Source organism: Arthrobacter sp. alpha11c, from assembly GCF_054149985.1.
In genome coordinates this window covers 4,865,711-4,885,665 of the sequence record NZ_CP196747.1, presented here as the reverse complement: position 1 = coordinate 4,885,665, position 19,955 = coordinate 4,865,711, and the positions used below count along the sequence as shown (strand labels likewise).

Here is a 19,955-nt window from a genome sequence, read left to right as displayed (position 1 = left end):
GCGGGATGGTGCACAGCCAATGCCCCTTTCCGAATAATGAGGGGCATCGGCTGACCACAAACTCCTAGAAGAAGCCGAGCTTGTTCTCGTTGTAGCTGACCAGGAGGTTCTTGGTCTGCTGGTAGTGGTCCAGCATCATGGCGTGGTTTTCACGGCCGATGCCTGAGGACTTGTAGCCACCGAAGGCGGCACCGGCCGGGTAGGCGTGGTAGTTGTTGACCCACACGCGGCCGGCCTGGATTTCCCGGCCCGCGCGGTAGGCGACGTTTCCGTTGCGCGACCAAACGCCGGCACCCAGGCCATACAGGGTGTCATTGGCGATGCCGATAGCGTCGTTGTAGTCGCTGAACCTGGTCACGGAGACCACAGGGCCGAATATCTCCTCCTGGAAGATCCGCATCCGGTTGTGGCCCTCGAAAATCGTGGGCTGGACGTAGTAGCCGCCGGCAAGGTCACCGGAAAGCTCCGCCCGTGCGCCGCCCGTGAGGACCTTGGCGCCCTCCTGCTTTCCGATGTCGATGTAGGAGAGGATCTTCTCCAGTTGGTCGTTCGAAGCCTGGGCACCGATCTGGGTTTCAGTGTCCAGCGGGTTGCCCTGGATGATCTTGTTGGTGCGGGCTACGACGTCTGCCATGAAGGAGTCGTAAATCCCCTCCTGGACCAAAGCACGCGACGGGCAGGTGCAGACCTCGCCCTGGTTGAAGGCAAAAAGCGTGAAGCCCTCCTGTGCTTTGTCGTAGAAAGCGTCATTCTGGGCTGCGACGTCGTCGAAGAAAATGTTGGGGCTCTTGCCGCCAAGTTCCAACGTGACAGGGATGAGGTTGTTGGACGCGTACTGGCTGATAAGCCGGCCTGTGGTGGTCTCGCCCGTGAAGGCGATCTTGCGGATACGGGGGCTGGAAGCCAGCGGCTTTCCGGCTTCCACGCCGAAACCATTGACGACGTTCACTACACCCGCGGGCAGCAGGTCGCCGATCAATTCCATGAGGACCAGGATCGACGTCGGCGTCTGCTCGGCTGGCTTAAGTACGACGGCGTTACCGGCGGCAAGCGCGGGGGCCAGCTTCCACACGGCCATGAGGATGGGGAAGTTCCAGGGGATGATCTGGCCAACCACACCCAGGGGTTCCTTGAAGTGGTAGGCGGTGGTGTCTTCATCGAGCTGGGAAAGGTGGCCCTCCTGGGCACGGACAGCCGAAGCGAAGTAGCGGAAGTGATCGGCAGCCAAGGGAATGTCCGCGTTGAGGGTCTCCCGGACCGGCTTGCCGTTGTCCCACGTCTCGGCAACCGCGAGCAGCTCTACGTTCTCGTCTATGCGGTCTGCGATCTTGTTCAGAATTGCGGCGCGTTCCGTAGCTGACGTCTTGCCCCAGGATGGCGCGACCTTGTGCGCGGCGTCGAGTGCCAGTTCGATGTCCTCGGACGTGCCACGGGCAACTTCGCAGAAAGCCTTGCCTGTGACGGGCGTGATGTTTTCGAAGTAGGCGCCCTTGACGGGAGCAACCCACTCCCCGCCGATCCAGTTCTCGTACCGGTCCTTGAAGGTGACCTTCGAACCCTCGGCACCCGGCTGTGCATATACGGTCATTGCTAGCTCCTTTGCTGCGAATCACGGTGGCTGTCGCCATTGATTCGAGCCTAGGAGAGGGCAGGTTGCAGCTACGTTGCAACCGTGTGAGTCAGCTCACGCTTAATGGTTCAGGCCGACAGTTCCGTTTCGATCCGCTCAAGGTCAGCCACGACGGCGGCCCGCTTGGGTGAGCGCGGCGGCAGCAGCTTCAGGACGGCAAGGCGGAGATCGACGTCGTACTTGGCCTCGGGCAGCTCAGCGTACTTCAAGAGCGAATCAACGCTGCCGTCGCTCAGGAGCGCTTCCCGCAACAGATGCGAAACCCGTTCACGCAACTGCACGACGCCGGGCGCTTCCGAGCGCGGCAGGACTGCGCCTTTGTAGATCTCCAAGGCGATCCGGTGGGCACCGCGCTGCAGGCAACTGAGCACTTGGCCCGAATCGGGAAGCAACTCAACAGGCAAGCGGTAGGGCCTCGATTCGGGAACCGCCCCGGGGCTGAGTTCATGGAGAACTTTGCGCAGGCGCACCATTTCCGCCCGCAACGTCACCGCCGAGCCGTCTCCCGGGTATAGCTGGGCGCAAAGGTCATCCGCGCTGAGGCCGGCCGGTTGGCTGCAGAGGATAGCCAGGATTTCGCTGTGCCGGGCCGACACTGAAACGGTCCGGCCATCAATGCTGAGGAGGGCCTGATCGCGGCCCAACAACTGCAGGCTATTCCGATACAGAGTGTGGCTGGAAGCAGAAGTTGAGCTCCGGCGTCGTGGTTTTTCCCGGACCGCGGCGGCGAGCTGGAGGCGTTCGATGCGCAACTGGGCCTGTGCAGCCGCAACGGTTGCTTCCACCAGGGATACCGTGTGCGGGGCCACCGCGGTCTCCGTTCCAGTGATGTCCACGACCCCCAGCACGGCACCGGAATCGGGATCATGGAAGGGAACGGCGGTACAACTCCATGGGTGAACTGATCTCTTGAAGTGCTCGGCACCGGAGATCTGGATGCTGCGATCCAGGGCAAGCGCCGTCCCGGGAGCGCTTGTACCCACTGAGGCCTCGGACCAATCGGCGCCGGCAACGAACATCATTCCCTCGGCCCTGCGCTGCATGACGGGATCGCCATCCACCCACAAAAGCCGCCCGACATCGTCCCCCACCGCCACGAGCAGCCCACTGTCATGGCTGGGCTGGACCAGCAACTTTCTGATGACAGGCATGATCGCGGCCAGCGGGTGTTGACGGCGGTAGTCCTCCAGTTCGTCGCGGTCCATCGCAAGCGGCGCTTCCGGAACATCGGGATTGGCCTGCAGACTGGCCGAGCGCTGCCAGGACTCGCGCACCAAGCGCCGGAGGCCGGAGATTTCCTCAGGAGTCCCGGCCCGCAGCATGTCCAGTTGTTCGTGGCTTCCCAGGTTTTCATGGGCGGCCAGGGCGCGCTTCTGCACCAGCCTCCCGGCTTCGCTGCCTCGAACAGGCGGATGGATTGGATTCCTCATCGAACTCCCCGGTAATCCGCAGTGACAGTGCGCTGCGTATGTGCTGGCGGCACAGTACTCGAAAGTCTAGTTCCAGGAATGGAGTTTGTGTACAGCTGACGCCTTTTGCGAAGCCTGTTGAGGGCGTTAGCGTACACAAACCCAAGGGTTAGCCGCGGGAGATCTGGATCATTTCCTCACGCGGGACTACCTTGATGCGTTCCCGGATCACGCCGTTGCCGTTGCCGGATTCGGACTCCGATTTGGACCACGCGGCACCGAGGGCGGCCTCGTGGGCATCCAAGCGGTTCCACCCCTCCCAGGTGGTGTATTCGATGCCGCGTTGCTCAAGGAGATCGATGATGGCCTGCGGATCCGGGTTCTCTGCCGGAGGCAATGTGAGCCGGTCTTCGAGGAGGCAGCCGATGGTCTCCAGGGCATCGCCCTTGGTATGACCGATCAGGCCTACAGGTCCACGCTTGATCCAGCCGGTGGCATAGATTCCCGGAACGGGCTTGCCGTCGGCATCCAGGACGCGACCGCCGTCGTTCGGTATGACGCCGCGGCGGGCGTCGTACGGAAGCTCCTCAAGCGGCGAGCCGTGGTAGCCGATCGCGCGGTAGACGGACTGCACCGGGTACTCCACGTATTCACCGGTGCCCTTGACGTTGCCGGTTCCGTCCAGTTGCATGCGCTCGAACTTGATGCCGGAAACCTTGCCGGGAGTTTCCGGCGAGTCCAGGATCTCCACCGGGCTGTGCAGGAAGTGCAAGTGCAGACGGCGCGAGGATGGCTGCTCGGATTCCGCGTGTTCCTCCACCAGCCAGTTGGTCATGGTGTTGACCATGGTCTTGATCTGGTTGTTGGTACGGATTGCCTCATCGGAGGCTTCATCGAACTCGAAGTCCTCCGGGTACAGCACAATGTCTACGTCGTTGCAGTGGGACAGCTCCCGCAATTCCAGCGGGGTGAACTTAACCTGTGCAGGACCGCGTCGCCCAAACACGTGGACGTCGGTAACGGGCGATTTCTTCAACCCCTCGTATACGTTTTCCGGGATCTCGGTAACCAGCAGCTCATCGGGATGCTTGACCAGCATCCGAGCCACATCAAGGGCAACGTTGCCATTGCCGATGACCGCAATCTCTTTGGCATCGAGCGGCCAATCGCGGGGAACGTCCGGGTGTCCGTCGTACCAGGAAACAAAATCGGCTCCGCCGAAGGAACCTTCCAACCCGATACCCGGGATGTTCAGGTCAGCGTCCTTAATCGCTCCCGTGGAGAAGATCACGGCGTCATAGAATGCGCGGAAATCGTGAAGCGTCAGGTCCCGGCCGTAAGTCACGTTGCCAAGGAAACGGATGTCCCCGCGGTCCAACACCTTGTGCAGGGCGTTGACGATGCCCTTAATGCGGGGGTGGTCCGGCGCCACGCCGTAGCGGATCAACCCATAGGGCGCAGGGTACGCCTCAAAAAGATCGATGCTGACCTCCACTTCCCCGTCCTTGACCTCGTTGGATTTGGTCAGGATGTCGGCAGCGTACACGCCGGCGGGACCGGCGCCCACGATGGCGACACGAAGCGGACGTTTGGGGGTGGTTGCGGCTGAGTTGGACACCGTAAGCCCTTCCGAAGCAGTAAGCCACGCCGTTGTTGGGGCGCGCAGATTCCAATTCTAGATGTCTGCCCTGCACCCAGCCTCCTATATGGCGGGAGTCACACGAAAACAGGCGATTGATGCCAACATTGCGGAATATTGCGCTCACGTTTGGTGTTGGCGACATTGTGTCGACACCCGAGCAGATCACCGCAAACTCGTCCACCTCCAGCCAAGCCGCGACTGCGAGTGCGTCCAGCAGTGAACTTCACGCCTCTGGCGGCAGTACTTCTGGCGGCGGGACCCGACGAAAGCCGGTCTGGAGCGAGTCGACGGCGGGAATCCTGTTCGGGATTGGCGCTTACTCTTTGTGGGGACTGCTTCCCCTGTACTTCCTCGCGCTTCAACCGGCGGGGGCCATCGAAATCGTTGCCAACCGCGTCGTTTGGTCGCTGATCTTCTGTGCGTTGCTGATCACGGTCACGCGGGCCTGGCGGGTCTTTGGCGCAGCCGTGAAGGACCGCTCAGTTTTTGGCCCCTTGGCCTTGGCAGCTGGATTGATAGCCATCAACTGGCTCACCTATACCTTCGGCGTCACCACAGGCCACGCCGTTGAAACGTCCCTCGGATACTTCATCAACCCGTTGGTCTCGGTCCTGCTCGGCGTATTCGTGCTCAAGGAGAAGTTGCGGCCACTCCAATGGGCAGCGGTGGGCATCGGCTTCATCGCAGTGGGCGTCCTGACCTTTTCCTACGGCCAGCTTCCCTGGATCGCGTTGATCCTGGCCTTCAGCTTCGGCCTCTACGGGTTCGTAAAAAAGCGCGTCGGTCCCCGGGTTGATGCGCTCACCAGTCTCTCCGTGGAAACAGTGGTCCTTGCCCCCTTTGCGGCCGCCACCATGGTTGTCCTGGGGGTAAGCGGCGTCGCAACACTCACCGCACTTGGGCCCGGGCATTTCTGGTTGCTTCTGGCATCCGGCGTCATCACTGCTGTGCCGCTTCTCTTCTTTGGCGCTTCAGCCCGTCGCCTGCCCATGACCACCATTGGCTTGCTCCAATATTTCGCACCGATTCTTCAGTTCATCGTGGCGCTGGCCGTCTTCAACGAGACCATGACCACCGCCCGCTGGATCGGATTCTGCGTGGTGTGGCTCGCTCTGCTGGTGCTCACTGTGGACATGCTGCGCACAGCCAAGAAGAACTCGTCGCTGAAGAAGAAGGCCCGGATCGCAGCCGCTGCGGGAGCTTAGCCCCCGCTGAACTAGCTCCTGCCGAGAACGCCGGAGGAGTGCCAGGGCGCTGGAGCGCGTCGAGAACCACCGGAATTTTCCGGCGTACCTGCAGCTCTCCGGCGAACTCGACGCGCACCGCCGTCGTGCGTTTGACTGAGCCACACGCGAGGACGCGGAAACAGTGCCGGACCGCCGGGTAGCTCCGGCGAACGGGACGTGCTCCAGCGAACTCTGGCCCGCCCGTTAACGCACAAGGAGGGCCGGGGGAAACCCCGGCCCTCCTTGCATCAAGCGGGGAGAGTTACGCGTGGGCCTTGATGGCTGCAGCGAGGACCTCGAGCCCGTCGATGAGCAGCTCATCGCTGATCACGAGCGGCGGAAGCAAGCGGATCACGTTGCCGTACGTGCCACAGGTCAGGATGATGACGCCTTCCTGGAGGCAAGCGGCAGCAACGGCCTTGGTGAGCTCAGCGTTGGGTTCCTTGGAACCGGACTGTACGAGCTCGATGGCCAGCATGGCGCCACGGCCGCGGATGTCGCCAATGACGGAGACTTCTCCAGCGAGTTCGCGCAGCTTGCCCAGGGCGAGCTCTTCGATGTGGCGGGCACGGCCGTTGAGGTCGTGCTGTTCCATGGTGTCGATGGCAGCGAGGGCAGCTGCGCAAGCAACCGGGTTGCCACCGTAGGTGCCACCGAGGCCGCCCGGGTGAACGGCGTCGAGCAGGTCCGCGCGGCCGGTGATCGCGGACAGCGGGAGGCCGCCGGCGATGCCCTTGGCCATGGTGATGATGTCCGGGACAACACCTTCGTGGTCAACAGCGAACCATTCGCCCGTGCGGCAGAAACCGGACTGGACCTCATCCGCGATGAAGACGATGCCCTTTTCCTTGGCCCATGCGGACAGTGCCGGGAGGAAACCTTCGGCCGGGACGATGAAGCCACCCTCGCCCTGGATGGGCTCGATGATGATCGCGGCAACCTGATCGCCACCGATCTGCTTCTCGATCATGGTGATGGCGCGCTTGGCAGCCTCAGCACCGGTGATCTCCGGGTTCTCTTCACGGAACGGGTAGCTCATGGGCATGCGGTAGACCTCGGGCGCGAACGGTCCGAAGTTGGTCTTGTACGGCATGGCCTTGGCGGTGAGTGCCATGGTCAGGTTGGTGCGGCCGTGGTAGGCGTGGTCGAAAGCAACGACGGCGTCGCGGCCAGTTGCCAGGCGTGCAACCTTGACGGCGTTCTCCACGGCTTCAGCGCCGGAGTTGAACAGCACGGTGCGCTTGGCGTGGTCGCCCGGGGTGAGGCGGTTGAGCTGCTCGGCCACAGCCACGTAACCCTCGTACGGGGTCACCATGAAGCAGGTGTGCGTGAAGTGCGCAGCAGCTTCCTGGACAGCGGCGACGACGGCGGGATCGGACGCGCCGACGCTGGTCACGGCGATGCCGGAGCCGAGGTCGATGAAGGAGTTGCCGTCGACGTCGCGGATGATGCCGCCGTCGGCGTCTTCAACGTAAACGGGGACGCCGGAGGCGACGCCGGCAGCAACGACGGCGGAGCGACGCTCGGCCAGTGCCTGCGACTTGGGGCCGGGGAAGGCGCCGTTGATGTTGCGCTTCTGCTCGATGCGGTACGAGAGTTCGTTCGCGGTAGTGGTCATGAGGTGGTTGCCTTTCTGGGAAATTCGTACGGGTTACGCGAACGTGCTACGCGTCGAGCGCAGACATCACGTGCTTGATGCGCGTGTAGTCCTCAACGCCGTACATGGAGAGGTCCTTGCCGTAGCCGGACTGCTTGAAGCCGCCGTGGGGCATCTCTGCCGTCAGGAGGATGTGGGTGTTGATCCAGACCGCACCGAAGTCCAGGTCGCGGCTCATGCGCATGGCCGTGCCGTGGTCGGTGGTCCAGACGCTGGATGCCAGGGCGTATTCGACGTCGTTGGCCAACTCGAGCGCTTCGGCTTCCGTGCTGAACTTCTGGACTGTGATGACCGGACCGAAGGTTTCTTTCTGCACGATGTCATCGGTCTGCTTGGCGCCGGAGATGATGGTGGGCTCGAAGAAGAAGCCCTTCTCGCCTGCACGGTGGCCACCGGTCTCGATCTTGCAGTTGGCCGGGAGGTGCTCCACCACCGAGGTGACGGCGTTGAAGTGGTTCACGTTGTTCAGCGGGCCGAAGTAGTTTTCTTCGTCGTTCTGCGAACCGGTGTGCAGGGTCTTGGTGTGCTCCACCATTGCCGCCACAACATCATCGTGGACGGAGTCTTCCACCAGCACGCGGGTGATGGCAGTGCAGTCCTGGCCGGCATTGAAGAAGGCGAACTCGGCGATGGCCGCCGCACTCTTCTTGATGTCGGCGTCCTTGAAGACAATGGCCGGGGCCTTGCCGCCCAGTTCCAGGTGGGCACGCTTGAGGCCCTTGGCTGCGCCACTGGCGACCGCGATGCCGGCGCGAACGGAACCGGTGATGGACACCAGGCCGGGAACCTTGTGGTCAACCATCATCGCGCCGGTTTCGCCGGTGCCGAGGACAACGTTGAGCACGCCGGCCGGGAAGATCTCGCCGGCGAGGCGCGCCAGGACCAAGGTGGATTCCGGGGTGGTGTCCGAGGGCTTGAGAACAACGGTGTTGCCGGCTGCAAGTGCGGGGCCGATCTTCCAGATAGCCATCAGGAACGGGTAGTTCCACGGGGCAACCTGGGCTACGACGCCGATCGGTTCGCGGCGGACATAGGAGGTGTGGCCCTCAAAGTACTCCCCGGCGGACTTGCCTTCCATGATGCGTGCTGCACCGGCGAAGAAGCGGAGCTGGTCTGCACCGGCGGCAACTTCCTCGGAAGCGATCAGGGACCGGACCTGACCGGTGTTGCGGTGCTGGGCGTCAACGAGCTCGTCGCTGTTGGCCTCCACGGCGTCGGCGAGCTTGAGCAGCATGAGCTGGCGCTGGCCCGGCGTAACATGCTTCCACGTCTTGAAGGCTTCGCTGGCTGCGGTCATGGCGGCGTCAACATCGGCCTGCACCGAAATCGGCGACTTGGCAACGATCTCCCCGTTGGTGGGGTTCACGATGTCCAGGAGACCCGTACCTGCCGGCGTAACGAATTCGCCGTTGATGAAGTTCTGCAAGGTTTGAACCACGGTGTGCAACCCTCTTTCGGTGTCTGGGGCATGGGTTTTAGCTGATCAGAGCCTATGCCAGCGAAGGGGTCCAAGGAATAGTCAGCTGCACACACCGGCATACCCTCCTTAGTGCGCTTGACCAGCGCCGGGTTACGCTTGTAACCATGGCAATGTCCCTCTCTTCGCTCGTCGCTGTCCCATCCTTGAAGCTCCGTAAAACAGGTAGCGCAGAAACAACCTGGAACCAGGACATCAGTTGGGTGGCCGTGACGGAGCTGGAGGATCCACAACGCTTCCTCAGCGGCGGGGAATTGGTCCTCACCACTGGCCTGCGCCTGAAGAGCGCCGCCGACCAGCGCCGATTCGTCCGGCAGGTCCAGCGGGCAGGTGCGGTGGGCATCGGCTTCGGAATCGGACTCACCCACGAGTCCGTTCCGGAAGCCCTCATCGCTGAAGCCAACCGTTGGGGTTTGCCCCTGGTCGAAGTGCCCTACGAGATTCCCTTCATTGCGATTGGAAAGCTCGTTGCCGAGTCACATTCGGCTGACCACTACTCGAACCTGGAACGGCTTCTGGCCGGGCACCAGATCCTTGCCCGGTCACTCCTCACTGGTGGTGGCCTGGGCGAGCTCCTGAAACAGTTGGGCAGCATGCTGCGCACCGATGTCGTCCTCACCCAGTTCAGCGCGCAGCTCTACAACAGCGTGCCTGGAAAACCGGCCCCGACGGCGGACGGCTGGGCTTCGTACCCGATTCCCACCGGCCGCAGGGACGCCTGCACGCTGTGGTTGCGGCAGCCATTCGTGGACTCGGGGATCGTCAGCTACGCGCAGAACCTCATCAGTGTTGAGCTGAACAATATGGTCAAGCAGCGCCAGGCCCAGCGCGCCATGGCCGGGCAGGTCCTGGACGACGTCATCCACGGCACTTTGGAAACCATAGAGGCCGCCCGCCGTTTGGCAGGCGTTGGAATCAACAGCACCCGGAAGAACGTGGTGCTCGTGGCGGAGTCCACGGCACACCACAAGCAACTGGTGAGCATCTCGCTGCCCCAGGCGCTGGAAGCCGGCGTCAGCGCCGTCGTCGGGAAGGATCTGGTCACCGTCATCACCGACGACGGCAGCTCCGCGACAGCCTTGGCCAAGAGCCTGAGCGACCACTTGCAAGAGGCCGGAATCCACGCTGTGATCGGAATCGGCGGCGCCTACACCAAACCGAACGGCCTGCGCTGGAGCTACTTTGAAGCGCGCGACGCCGTGGCGCACGGCTTGCCGGTCAACGAGCCGGAGCGGCTGAGCCTGACGTCCCTGTTGCTCGCCAGCGAGGATGTTCCCTTGGCCGACATGGCCAGCGAGTCACTCACTCCGTTGAGGAAGTTCGACGCCGCCCACGGTGCTGAACTGGTAGCCACGCTGGAAAGCTACTTGAACCACAACGGGTCCGTCGCCGCCGTCGCCGAAGCACTGACCCTGCACCGCAACACCGTGCGGTACCGGCTGGCCCAGATCACCGAATTGACTGGTTACGACCCGTCGCAAACGCAGGATCGAGTGCAGCTTTGGCTCGCCTTGGCGGTGCAGCGCCTGGGTTCGCGCAACCCGCGGTAGTAATCCGCGAGCTCGTACAGAGAGGTTCGCCCAGAGAGGTTCGCCACAAAAGTGTAGACATTAGACGTCAAACGTCTAACCTTTAGATATGGCTGCGACGACCCCTCTTACCCCCACCACCGGAAACATCCCTACGATTGCCACTGCTTCTTCGGCAACAAACCAACGCCAGGCAGTTCCCAAGACGCGCGTCGTCGCCGTCGTCGGCATCATTGCCGTGGTGCTCATCGGACTGAATCTTCGCGCCGGAATCACCAGCGCAGCGGCGCTCTTCCACGAGCTGCAGCAGGTACTGGGCTACGGGGCCTTAGTGGCCTCAATCCTGCCCTCCATTCCTCTGCTGTGCTTCGCGGTTGCAGGGATGGGGACCTCGTGGCTGACCCGCCGCGTGGGTGTGGAGAAGGCTATCGCCATCGCCTTGGCCTTGCTGGCTGGAGGTTTGCTGGTGCGCGGCGTGCCCGTCACCGGCGCCCTGCTCGGTGGAACGGTTCTGGCGATGTCCGGCCTTGCCGTCTGCAACGTGGCCATGCCGTCGTTCATCCGCGAGCACTATGCGGACCGCACCTCCATGATGACCGGCCTCTACACCTTCACCATGTCCGGTGGCGCTACCTTCGCTGCGGCAGTCAGCGTTCCCTTGGCGCAGCAGCTCGGTTCGCCATCGATGGGTCTTGCCGCCTGGGGCATCCTGGGTGTCGCAGCGCTGCTCGGCTTCCTGCCGGTGGTCCTCCACTCGCACCGGAACTCCAGCAAGACGGACCGTCCGCGTATATCCATGTGGCCCCTGCTCCGCACTCGTCTGGGCATCCTGATCACCGCCATCTTCACCTTCCAGGCTTTCCTCGCCTACGCCGTGATGAGCTGGTTCGCTTACATCCTCACCTCCCAAGGCCTCAGTGCCTCCGAAAGCGGGCTGCAGTTTGGCATCATGCAGCTGGTCTCCGTGGCCGCTGGCATGATCCTGCTCGCCTTCGGTTCCCGGCCCGGAATGCTGCGACCTGCCCTCTACCTCGCAAGCAGCTCCACCTTGGTTGCCATTGCCGCGATGATCTGGTTACCGACCTCCTTGGCATTCGTTTCCGCCGTGCTCTTTGGGTTTGGTTTGGGCATCTTCCCGCTGGTCCTGGTAATCATCAGCCGCAGCGGACGGTCGACGGCGGAAACCACCGCGCTCTCCACGATCGCCCAATCGCTGGGATACTTGATTGCGGCAATTGGCCCCTTTGGCATGGGGCTGCTCCACAGCGCAACGGGCGGCTGGGCGCTGCCCCTGAGCTTGCTGTCCATCGTGGCGGTGGCGCTCATGGTTACCTGCCACATGCTCACGAGCAAGCGCACTGCCACCAAGACCGGACCGAGGACAGCATGACCCTTACCCCTTCGCATCGTCCGGCCCTCGCAGAGGAGATCACCGCCAAGCTGCGGGACATGATCAAATCGGGCGAATGGCCGCTCCAGGAGCGCATCCCGGCCGAGCCTGAACTCATGGCAAGCCTGGGCGTTTCGCGGGGAACCCTGCGCGAGGCCATCAAGGCCTTGGCGCACTCGGGCATGCTCGAAGTCCGCCGGGGTGACGGCACGTACGTGCGTGCCAACAGTGAAATGTCCGGCGCGGCGCAGCGTATGTACTTGGAGCACACCCAGGAACACATCGTCGAAGTGCGGCTTGGCCTGGACACCCAGGCGGCCCGCCTCGCCACAAAGCACGCCACAGTCGAAGACCTGGCCGAGATGCGCCGCCTTCTGTCCCTGCGCCATGACGCATGGCAGTCCGAGGACTACCCCACATGGGCCCGCGCCGATTGGGAATTCCACGAACGCGTTGCCCTGGCCTCAGGAAATCCGCTGCTGCATCAGCTCTACGTATCGTTTGGCGGGGTGTTCCACAACGACCTCCTCCGGCAGCAACGCAAGGAAGGCTTCAACGGCATCCCCCGCGAGGGCCACGACGAACTCGTGGATGCCCTGGAAGCACACGATCCCGACGCAGCCGTCCAGAGCGTCTACCGGAACCTGGATTTTTGTGCAGACAAAACCCCTCGCTAGCTCGGCGCCGTCTTAGGCACGGTCCCGGTTTAAGGCTCAGTCTCGATTCCCACCCCGGCCGCGTCCCTGAACTTCGCGTTGATCAGGACAACGTCCCGTCCCGCCCGGTCCAGGAGACTCGCTGCGACACTCGCCCGGTATCCCGTGGCGCAGTGCACCCAGATCCTGGCGTCCGGCAGCTCGGTGATCCTGCCGAGCAACTCGTAGACCGGAACATTGAGTGCTCCTTTGACGTGCGAGGCCTTGTATTCCTCCGGGCGGCGAACGTCCAGCACCACGTCCTCAGGCTCCCGGTCTTTGAGGAGTGCAGCCCAGTCCCCGTGCTCGTAGCTCGCTTGGGGAGTGTCCGGCGCCAAGGCGCCGATACCCGAACCACCCGACTCAGGCCCGACGGCGGCATCCGGACTATCGATGCCAATCCTCGCCAGATCGCGGATCGCCTTCTCCACCTCATCCAACGGGCCCATCAAGGTAAGGGGTTGATTCCATGGGATCACCCAGCCGAGGTAGCTGGTGAAGTTATCACCTCGCCCGTACTCGAAGCTCACGCTGCCTTGGAAATGGCTGTCTGCGAAAGCCACCCTGTGCCGCAGATCCACCACCCACTCCCCCGCTCCCAAACGCCGACTCAGCTCTGCGGCGTCCACGGAATCAGGCACCTGGAAGTTCGCTGCACCGGGGCCGGCGGCGTTGAGGGGGCTCATGTGCGCGTAGTAGGCCGGATAGGCTGTGATGTTTTCCAACAACTCGGCCACAAAATGGTCCTCGTTGGGATCAGTAAGGGCATGGTTGGCTGCGGCTTGCTCGCCAATGGTGGAGGCATTCACCTTGCTGGAGGGCCCCACGGAGCAAAAGGAACCGAAGCCGTGTGTTGGATAGAGAAATGCCTCGGGTTGCGCCAGATCCACCAGTCGCCGGACCGATGAATACTGATCGTGGGCCAACTTGGCAGTGTCGTGGGGCGAGACGAGGTCCGTTCTCCCGACTGAACCGTAGAGCAAGCTGCCGCCGGAAAACACAGCCTCAGGGCCGTCGTCGTGCACGTCATCCCGGACCACGTACGAGAGGTGTGTGTGCGTGTGGCCAGGCGTGGCAACAACCGTCACAGTGAGCCGGCCGACGTGAAGCACCTGTCCGTCAGAGACGGGAATGCGGGCGAACTCCACGTGGTCATCAGCATTGACCAGATAAGCAGCGCCGTGTGCCTCGGCGAGCAACAATCCGCCGGTGACGTAGTCGTTGTGCAGGTGGGTTTCGGCCACATGGGTGATCCGGACACCGGATTCCCTTGCTGCCGCCTCTATCCGATCGGTATCCCGCTGGGGGTCGATCACCAAGGCCACACTGCCGTCATGCACCAGGTAGCTCCGGTCCCCCAACTGGGGTGTTTCGATGACGACGACGTCCATACCTCAGGTTAAAGCAACGCGGGGTCACTTAAGCACCATCCGGAAGCCCGGAAAGGTGCTTAGGTGACCCCGCGTTGAAATTAAACTTCTGCGGCTACACCGTCGCGGGAGATGTTGACCATGTCCTCGCGCGGCACAACCTTGATGCGCTCACGCGTGACCTCAACACCGTGGGAGCCGCCGGCCTCGGTGGCTGCTGCGCCGAGCGCGAGCTCGTGGGCATCCAGAGCCAACCAGCCTTCCCAGCTGGTGAACTGCACGCCGCGGGAGTCCAGGAGATCCACGACGGCGTCTGCCGCGGGAACCTCGGCGAACGGCAGGTTTTGGCGGTCCTCCAGGAGGTACGTCACGGTTTCAAGGGCATCGCCCTTGGTGTGGCCGATGAGGCCGACCGGACCACGCTTGATCCAGCCCGTAGCGTAGAGGCCCGGCACGTGCTGGCCGTCGGCGTCCAGGACGCGGCCGCCGTCGTTGGTCACAACGCCCTTCTTGTGGTCGAACTCGACGTCCGGCAGGGCCGAACCGAAGTAGCCGATCGCGCGGTACACGGCCTGGACCGGGTAGTCGACGAACTCGCCGGTGCCGCGGGCGTTGCCCGTGCCATCCAGTTCGGTGCGCTCGAACTTGATGCCGGCGACCTTGCCCGGAGTTTCCGGGGAGTCAACGATTTCAACCGGGCTGTGCAGGAAGTGCAGGTGGAGGCGACGCGAGGCCTTGAGCTCGGAGAGGTCCTCGGGCTGCTCGGCGATCCAGTTGGTGAGCGTGCCAACCATGGTCTTGGTCTGGTTGTTCGTCTGGACCTGGCGATCGGACTCTTCGTCGAATTCGAAGTCCTCGGCGTAGAGGATGATGTCTACGTCCTTGGAGTGCGAGAGTTCGCGGAGTTCCAGCGGGGTGAACTTCACCTGCGCCGGGCCACGGCGGCCGAAGACGTGAACGTCTGTGACCGGGGAATTCTTCAGGCCGGCGTAGACGTTGTCAGGGATTTCGGTGACGAGGAGGTCGTCAGCATGCTTGGAGAGAACGCGGGCGACGTCAAGGGCCACGTTGCCATTGCCGAGGACGGCGATTTCCTTGGCGTCCAACGGCCATTCGCGGGAAACGTCCGGGTGTCCGTCGTACCAGGAGACGAAGTCGGCGCCGCCGAAGGAGCCTTCAAGCTCGATGCCCGGGATATTCAGGTCCGCGTCCTTGATGGCGCCGGTGGCGAAGATGACGGCGTCGTAGTGCTTGCGGAGGTCCTCGATGGAGATGTCCGTGCCGTAGTCAACGTTGCCGAAGAAGCGGATGTCGCCGCGGTCCAGGACCTTGTGCAGGGCGTTGACGATGCCCTTGATGCGGGGGTGGTCCGGAGCGACGCCGTAGCGGATCAGGCCATACGGTGCCGGGTAGCGGTCGAAGAGGTCGATGCTGACGTTGAGCTCGCCGCTCTTGACGGCCTCGCTCTTGGTCAGGATGTCTGCTGCGTACACGCCGGCAGGGCCGGAGCCGATGACGGCGACGCGAAGCGGACGGTCCGCAGAACCTACGGGGGTGCTAATTGACACGGCTGTGTTCCTTCTTCTTCTCAGTTGGTGCGGACTCAGTTGGTGCGGACGCGGGGACGGTTGGGGGTGATCGTGCTGTAGTCAGCGGTCTTGAAATGCTGTGGGGCGAAGGGGCTGACACGGACGACATCGCCGATCACGATGACCGCGGGATTGGCCACGCCGACGGCCTCAGCCTGGTCCGCGATGGATCCCAACGTGCCGATCGTGACGCGCTGATCCGGCAAATACCCGTTCTCAACGATACCTACTGGAGTGTCCAAAGGCAGACCCGAGCCAGCCAGGGCAGCCGCGGAATCGCGCAATTGAGCCACTCCCATGAGCAAGACCACAGTGTGATCCGCCCGGGCAGGCACCTCTGACAGCTCTTCGTGGCCGGTCACGACGCTGAAGCCCTTGGCCAAGCCGCGATGCGTGACGGGAATACCGGCAGCGGCAGGAACCGAAATGGCCGACGTCACGCCGGACACCACTTCAACCTCGACGCCGTTCTGCCGGCAGAACTCTGCTTCCTCGCCACCGCGGCCCAGCACATAGGGGTCGCCACCTTTGAGGCGGACCACGCGATTGCCCTTGAGGGCTTCGTCAACGAGGATCCGGTTGATCTCAACCTGCGGCACCGGGTGGTGGCCGGGCGTTTTGCCGACCTCGATCACGCGGACATCGGGAGCAAGTTCCTTGAGCAGCTCGCGCGGACCAAGACGGTCTGCAACCACGACGTCGGCCTGGCCCAGCAAGCGTCGACCCCGGACTGTGATGAGTCCCGAGTCGCCAGGGCCACCGCCGACCAGCGCAACAGAACCAGCAGGCGCTTTGCCGGCAGCGTCCGGCTTGCGGTGACGACGGAGCGGCAAGTCTCCGGTTTCCAGTGCAGTGGCAACAGCATCGCGGAGCGCCATGGCGCGGCGTGGGTCTCCCCCTGCATTGATGGCGATCTTGACGTCATCCACCACGGCCACGGCGGGCGTCCAGGCAGCTGAGGATTCGTGGTCCGAGGCGTTGACGCACCAGATGCGCTGCGCTTCGGCGTCGGCTGATACCTGGGTGTCCACGGCGGCAGTGCCCGTGGCGGTCTGAACGAACCAGACGCCGTCGAGGTCTGATGTGCGGTACTCGCGCGGCTCCCAGGTGAGGAGTCCAGCGTGGGCGAGTCCGCGGAGGTTTTCGGAGGCAACGGGAGCGACCACGGTGACTTTCGCACCGGCGTCGAGCAGTCCCTTGGCACGGCGCTCCGCGACGGGCCCGCCGCCCACAACCAGCACCGGGCGGCCGAGCAGCCGCAGTGCTGTGGGGTAAATGTCCTGTATTGCCATAAAAAAACTGTAGGGCGGGCCCGTAACATGCTTCAAAGGCTCGGAAACACCCGGTAACGCTGGGTAATCCAGCGTCACATACGCGTCATCCCTTGTTTCCGCCGGCAAACGTCCGGAAGCCGTTCCGCTAAAAGCCGCTGCCGCTAGAAACCCGGCCCTCTAAAAAACAGACCAGCCCGTGCGCGTCGTGAATTCGTCCAAGGCAGCAACCCCTGCCACCGAGTTCCCGGACCGCCCAAGGCCCGGGCTCCAGACACTGATAGCGCATTTGTTGGGGACCACTGCGACGATTCCGCCCCCAACTCCGCTCTTCCCCGGAAGGCCCACGCGATATGCGAATTCCCCGGCGGCGTCGTAGGTCCCGCACGTGAGCATGACGGCATTGATTCGCTTGGTCTGTGCTGGGGACAGCAACCGGGTGCCGTCCGCTCCAACACCGTTGGCGGCGAGGAACCGGGTTGCGAGCGCCAGGTCTTCGCAGGTCATGGCCAGGGCGCACTGCTCCACATAGGACTCGAGGACGGCTTCCACGGGGTTCTCCAGGTTGCCGCAGCTGGCAAGGAAGTGGGCCAGTGAGGCGTTGCGGTGGCTGTTGCGGAGTTCTGACGCCGCTACGTAGTGGTCCGCGGCCACAGTGGAGTTGCCGGTTTCGCGGCGCATCAAGTCGCGGACAGCCAGGGCTGCGCTTCCTGTAACGCTGAGGAGCCGGTCACTGACGACGATCGCGCCGGCGTTGATGAAGGGGTTCCGGGGAATCCCTTCTTCACTCTCCAACTGGATCAACGAGTTGAAGGGGTTGCCCGAAGGTTCGCGGAAGACGCGCTTCCAGATGCCGTCGCCGTCGAAGGCCAACACCAAGGCGAGCGCGAACACTTTGGAAATGCTTTGGATGGAGAACGGCACATGCGCGTCCCCTGAAGAGTAGACGTCACCGTCCCTGGTTGCGACGGAGATGCCGAACTGGTGTGGGTCCACGGCTCCGAGCTGCGGAATGTAATCGGCCACGTTGCCCTGGCCGACGTGCGGCTGTACTGCCCCGACGATGTCGTCGAGGAGATTCTGGATGTCCAAGGTTCTAGCTCCTGGCCTCTGCGTAGGTCCATAGTCGTATCTGGAGATGGGCAAGCAATCGTTCGTCCGCGGACTGCAGGTCCAGGCCAGCCTCTTCGCACGCGCGCCGGAGCCGGTAGTGGACGGTGTTGCGGTGGATGGCGAGTTCCTCGGCGCAGCGGTTCACATCCCCAAAGAACTCGAGGTACGTGAGCAGCGTCAAAGCGAACTCCGGGTAGCGGTCGCAGAGCTTCGCTATGCCTTGGTGGCGTAGCCCCTTCCGGGTTTCCAGCAGATCCAGTAGTTCGTTGGTGAGGACCGTGGTTTCCACATCCCTGTAGGAGGCAACACGGATCGACGGGGTGCTCTGCAGCACCTTGAGAACGCTGCGGACATGATCAAGGGTGGCGTAGAGCGCATCCAGCCGCGGAACAATCGGGCCCACGGCGGCCTGGACCTGGAAATGCAGGTGCGTGGTGGCGTCACGCACGATCGTGTTGACCAAGCGGTTGATGGCGGGCAGGGACTTTACCGGGTCCAGGTCCGGCAGGATGATCGCTGTTTCCGTGCCCAGGGCTCCCACCACTGCTCCAGGGCGGTAGGCCGCCGCATGGATGGAGGCGAGGTTCGAGAGCTCACCCCTTCGGAGCTGTTGACCCGGAGCGCTCTGATCCAGCCCGCCTGCTGAAATCAGCACCAAGGCAGCAGGTTTGGAAGGATCGATGCCTGCCGACTGGGCCTGTGAGTGAACCTGGGCCGTACCGCTGAGCAGGCTGGACACCCGGTCTTCGCGCATGGATTGGGATTGCTGGTTCCGGTGGCGGACAAGTTCAATCGCCGCGTGCCGGGCAGCGCCAATCATCAGCCTGTCAGTGTTCGGCGCCAACGGTTCGGCACCTTCCTGAAGCCAGATGTAGCCCATCACCCGGCTTCCCGCATGAATGCCAATGGCCACGCGTTCGCGAAGGCCGGCCTCAGGGTTGGCCTCCACATGGACGGGTTCCTCGGTGGCCTGAAGGTGCTTGTAGACGCCCGATTCCTTGAGGAGTTTCTGATACCGCTCGGGTCCGCGCCGCGCAAGGATGGACAGGCGCCGAAGCTCGTCAACATCGTTGGATGCCGGCGAGTAGGCGAGGACCCTGTTTCCCGGATCCTCGATGACTACGTGGCCGTTTGTCAGAGTTGCCGTTGTTTGGGCGATGGCGAACAAGTCCCTGTGCACCGTGGTGGAGTTCTCCCCGGAAACGCCGCGTTCCCGGATACGGTCCATGGCGACGCTTTCGAACTTGTCCCAGCGAAGGCCGGGGGCTACGGCCACCAATCCGATACCGGTGGATTGCAGCAGTTCCGCCACGGCTTCGAGTTCACGTTCGTTGCCCTTGACTGCCACGGCCGTGGGCCTGTCACTGATGATCCGCCGGATTGCCGGCAGCGCCACACGTCCACGGGCGCCGATGAGCATCACCAAGGACCCAGGGCGAGTTGCATCCTCGTCTTCTGCATCCACAATGACCGTTTCACGAACTGTCAGGTTGTCCGCGTCCGGGGCAAGCAACAAGCGTGCGTTGTCCACGCCCAGGTCTTCAAGTACATCGCTCAGCAAGGTGACGACGCCGTCGTCGTCAATGTCCAGGGCCTTCAACGAAGCTATCGCTTCCTCTCGTATTCAATTCGGGTCAACCGGACGTCCTTCGCCATTGAAGAAGTCCTGCCCATGCTCCTGCGCAATCGCGCACAGCCAGAAACATTACCGGGCCTTCAGGACACCAGTGTTGTCCAGCCAGCACAAGAGCCGGGCCCTGAATTTGGTTCGCCAGCCAATTTGCGCGATTCGCCTGAGATCTAGAGTTATTTACTGTCCCCAACGCCACAAACACTGTGTGTTGCGCCGTGTCAGAGAACACATCTGTGCCGTTTGGGACTGTTGAGCTGCCGACGGCGGCGCCGGAGTCAAAGGAGACCCCCAAGTGATACCCACGTCAGTTTCAGAGCATTCTGC

14 protein-coding genes are annotated in these 19,955 nt (G+C 63.0%); 4 read left to right on the top strand and 10 right to left on the bottom strand.

Annotated features, from left to right (window positions below):
• Window positions 1-64 precede the first annotated feature (64 nt).
• The 3 genes from exaC to ACTAQJ_RS22725 form a co-directional block, all read right to left on the bottom strand.
• Window positions 65-1,588, bottom strand: a complete 1,524-nt coding sequence (gene exaC, locus ACTAQJ_RS22735) for an acetaldehyde dehydrogenase ExaC (RefSeq protein WP_498699622.1) — start codon at window positions 1,586-1,588, stop codon at window positions 65-67.
• A 110-nt stretch (window positions 1,589-1,698) separates the two neighbouring features.
• Entirely contained in the window at window positions 1,699-3,060 is a 1,362-nt protein-coding gene (locus ACTAQJ_RS22730; protein WP_498699620.1) for a GAF domain-containing protein, read from the bottom strand.
• Window positions 3,061-3,208: 148 nt separating this feature from the next.
• Window positions 3,209-4,657, bottom strand: a complete 1,449-nt coding sequence (locus ACTAQJ_RS22725; protein WP_498699618.1) for an FAD-dependent oxidoreductase — start codon at window positions 4,655-4,657, stop codon at window positions 3,209-3,211.
• 128 nt (window positions 4,658-4,785) lie between these two features.
• On the opposite strand from ACTAQJ_RS22725, the gene rarD reads away from it, so the two are divergent.
• Window positions 4,786-5,886 carry an EamA family transporter RarD gene (gene rarD, locus ACTAQJ_RS22720; protein ID WP_498702244.1) on the top strand — a complete coding sequence of 367 codons (1,101 nt, stop codon included), beginning with the start codon at window positions 4,786-4,788 and terminating at the stop codon, window positions 5,884-5,886.
• 283 nt (window positions 5,887-6,169) lie between these two features.
• Here the strand turns inward: rarD and gabT are convergent, their stop codons facing one another.
• The gene (gabT, locus tag ACTAQJ_RS22715; RefSeq protein WP_498699615.1) at window positions 6,170-7,525 is read right to left on the bottom strand and encodes a 4-aminobutyrate--2-oxoglutarate transaminase; all 1,356 of its coding nucleotides are present in this window, start codon (window positions 7,523-7,525) and stop codon (window positions 6,170-6,172) included.
• Window positions 7,526-7,571: 46 nt separating this feature from the next.
• Window positions 7,572-9,002 carry a gamma-aminobutyraldehyde dehydrogenase gene (locus tag ACTAQJ_RS22710; RefSeq protein ID WP_442006669.1) on the bottom strand — a complete coding sequence of 477 codons (1,431 nt, stop codon included), beginning with the start codon at window positions 9,000-9,002 and terminating at the stop codon, window positions 7,572-7,574.
• A gap of 146 nt (window positions 9,003-9,148) precedes the next feature.
• Here ACTAQJ_RS22710 and ACTAQJ_RS22705 point away from each other — a divergent pair, with 146 nt between their 5' ends.
• The 3 genes from ACTAQJ_RS22705 to ACTAQJ_RS22695 all read left to right on the top strand — a co-directional run bounded on the left by ACTAQJ_RS22705 (window position 9,149) and on the right by ACTAQJ_RS22695 (window position 12,637).
• The gene (locus ACTAQJ_RS22705; RefSeq protein ID WP_498699612.1) at window positions 9,149-10,591 is read left to right on the top strand and encodes a PucR family transcriptional regulator; all 1,443 of its coding nucleotides are present in this window, start codon (window positions 9,149-9,151) and stop codon (window positions 10,589-10,591) included.
• A gap of 88 nt (window positions 10,592-10,679) precedes the next feature.
• On the top strand, window positions 10,680-11,960 hold the full coding sequence (locus tag ACTAQJ_RS22700; RefSeq protein ID WP_498699609.1) for an MFS transporter: 1,281 nt from the start codon (window positions 10,680-10,682) through the stop codon (window positions 11,958-11,960).
• Complete coding sequence (locus ACTAQJ_RS22695) at window positions 11,957-12,637, top strand: FadR/GntR family transcriptional regulator (protein WP_498699607.1); 681 nt, start codon at window positions 11,957-11,959, stop codon at window positions 12,635-12,637. Before ACTAQJ_RS22700 ends, ACTAQJ_RS22695 begins: the two co-directional genes overlap by 4 nt.
• 29 nt (window positions 12,638-12,666) lie before the next feature.
• Here ACTAQJ_RS22695 and ACTAQJ_RS22690 read toward each other — a convergent pair whose 3' ends face one another.
• The 5 genes from ACTAQJ_RS22690 to ACTAQJ_RS22670 all read right to left on the bottom strand — a co-directional run bounded on the left by ACTAQJ_RS22690 (window position 12,667) and on the right by ACTAQJ_RS22670 (window position 19,598).
• Window positions 12,667-14,046, bottom strand: a complete 1,380-nt coding sequence (locus tag ACTAQJ_RS22690; protein ID WP_498699606.1) for an MBL fold metallo-hydrolase — start codon at window positions 14,044-14,046, stop codon at window positions 12,667-12,669.
• 80 nt (window positions 14,047-14,126) lie between these two features.
• Complete coding sequence (locus ACTAQJ_RS22685) at window positions 14,127-15,593, bottom strand: FAD-dependent oxidoreductase (RefSeq protein ID WP_477514682.1); 1,467 nt, start codon at window positions 15,591-15,593, stop codon at window positions 14,127-14,129.
• A gap of 35 nt (window positions 15,594-15,628) precedes the next feature.
• Window positions 15,629-16,906, bottom strand: a complete 1,278-nt coding sequence (cobA, locus tag ACTAQJ_RS22680; protein ID WP_498699604.1) for a uroporphyrinogen-III C-methyltransferase — start codon at window positions 16,904-16,906, stop codon at window positions 15,629-15,631.
• 159 nt (window positions 16,907-17,065) lie between these two features.
• The gene (locus ACTAQJ_RS22675; protein WP_431116066.1) at window positions 17,066-17,977 is read right to left on the bottom strand and encodes a glutaminase; all 912 of its coding nucleotides are present in this window, start codon (window positions 17,975-17,977) and stop codon (window positions 17,066-17,068) included.
• 4 nt (window positions 17,978-17,981) lie between these two features.
• Window positions 17,982-19,598, bottom strand: a complete 1,617-nt coding sequence (locus tag ACTAQJ_RS22670) for a PucR family transcriptional regulator (protein WP_498699602.1) — start codon at window positions 19,596-19,598, stop codon at window positions 17,982-17,984.
• Window positions 19,599-19,955 lie beyond the last annotated feature (357 nt).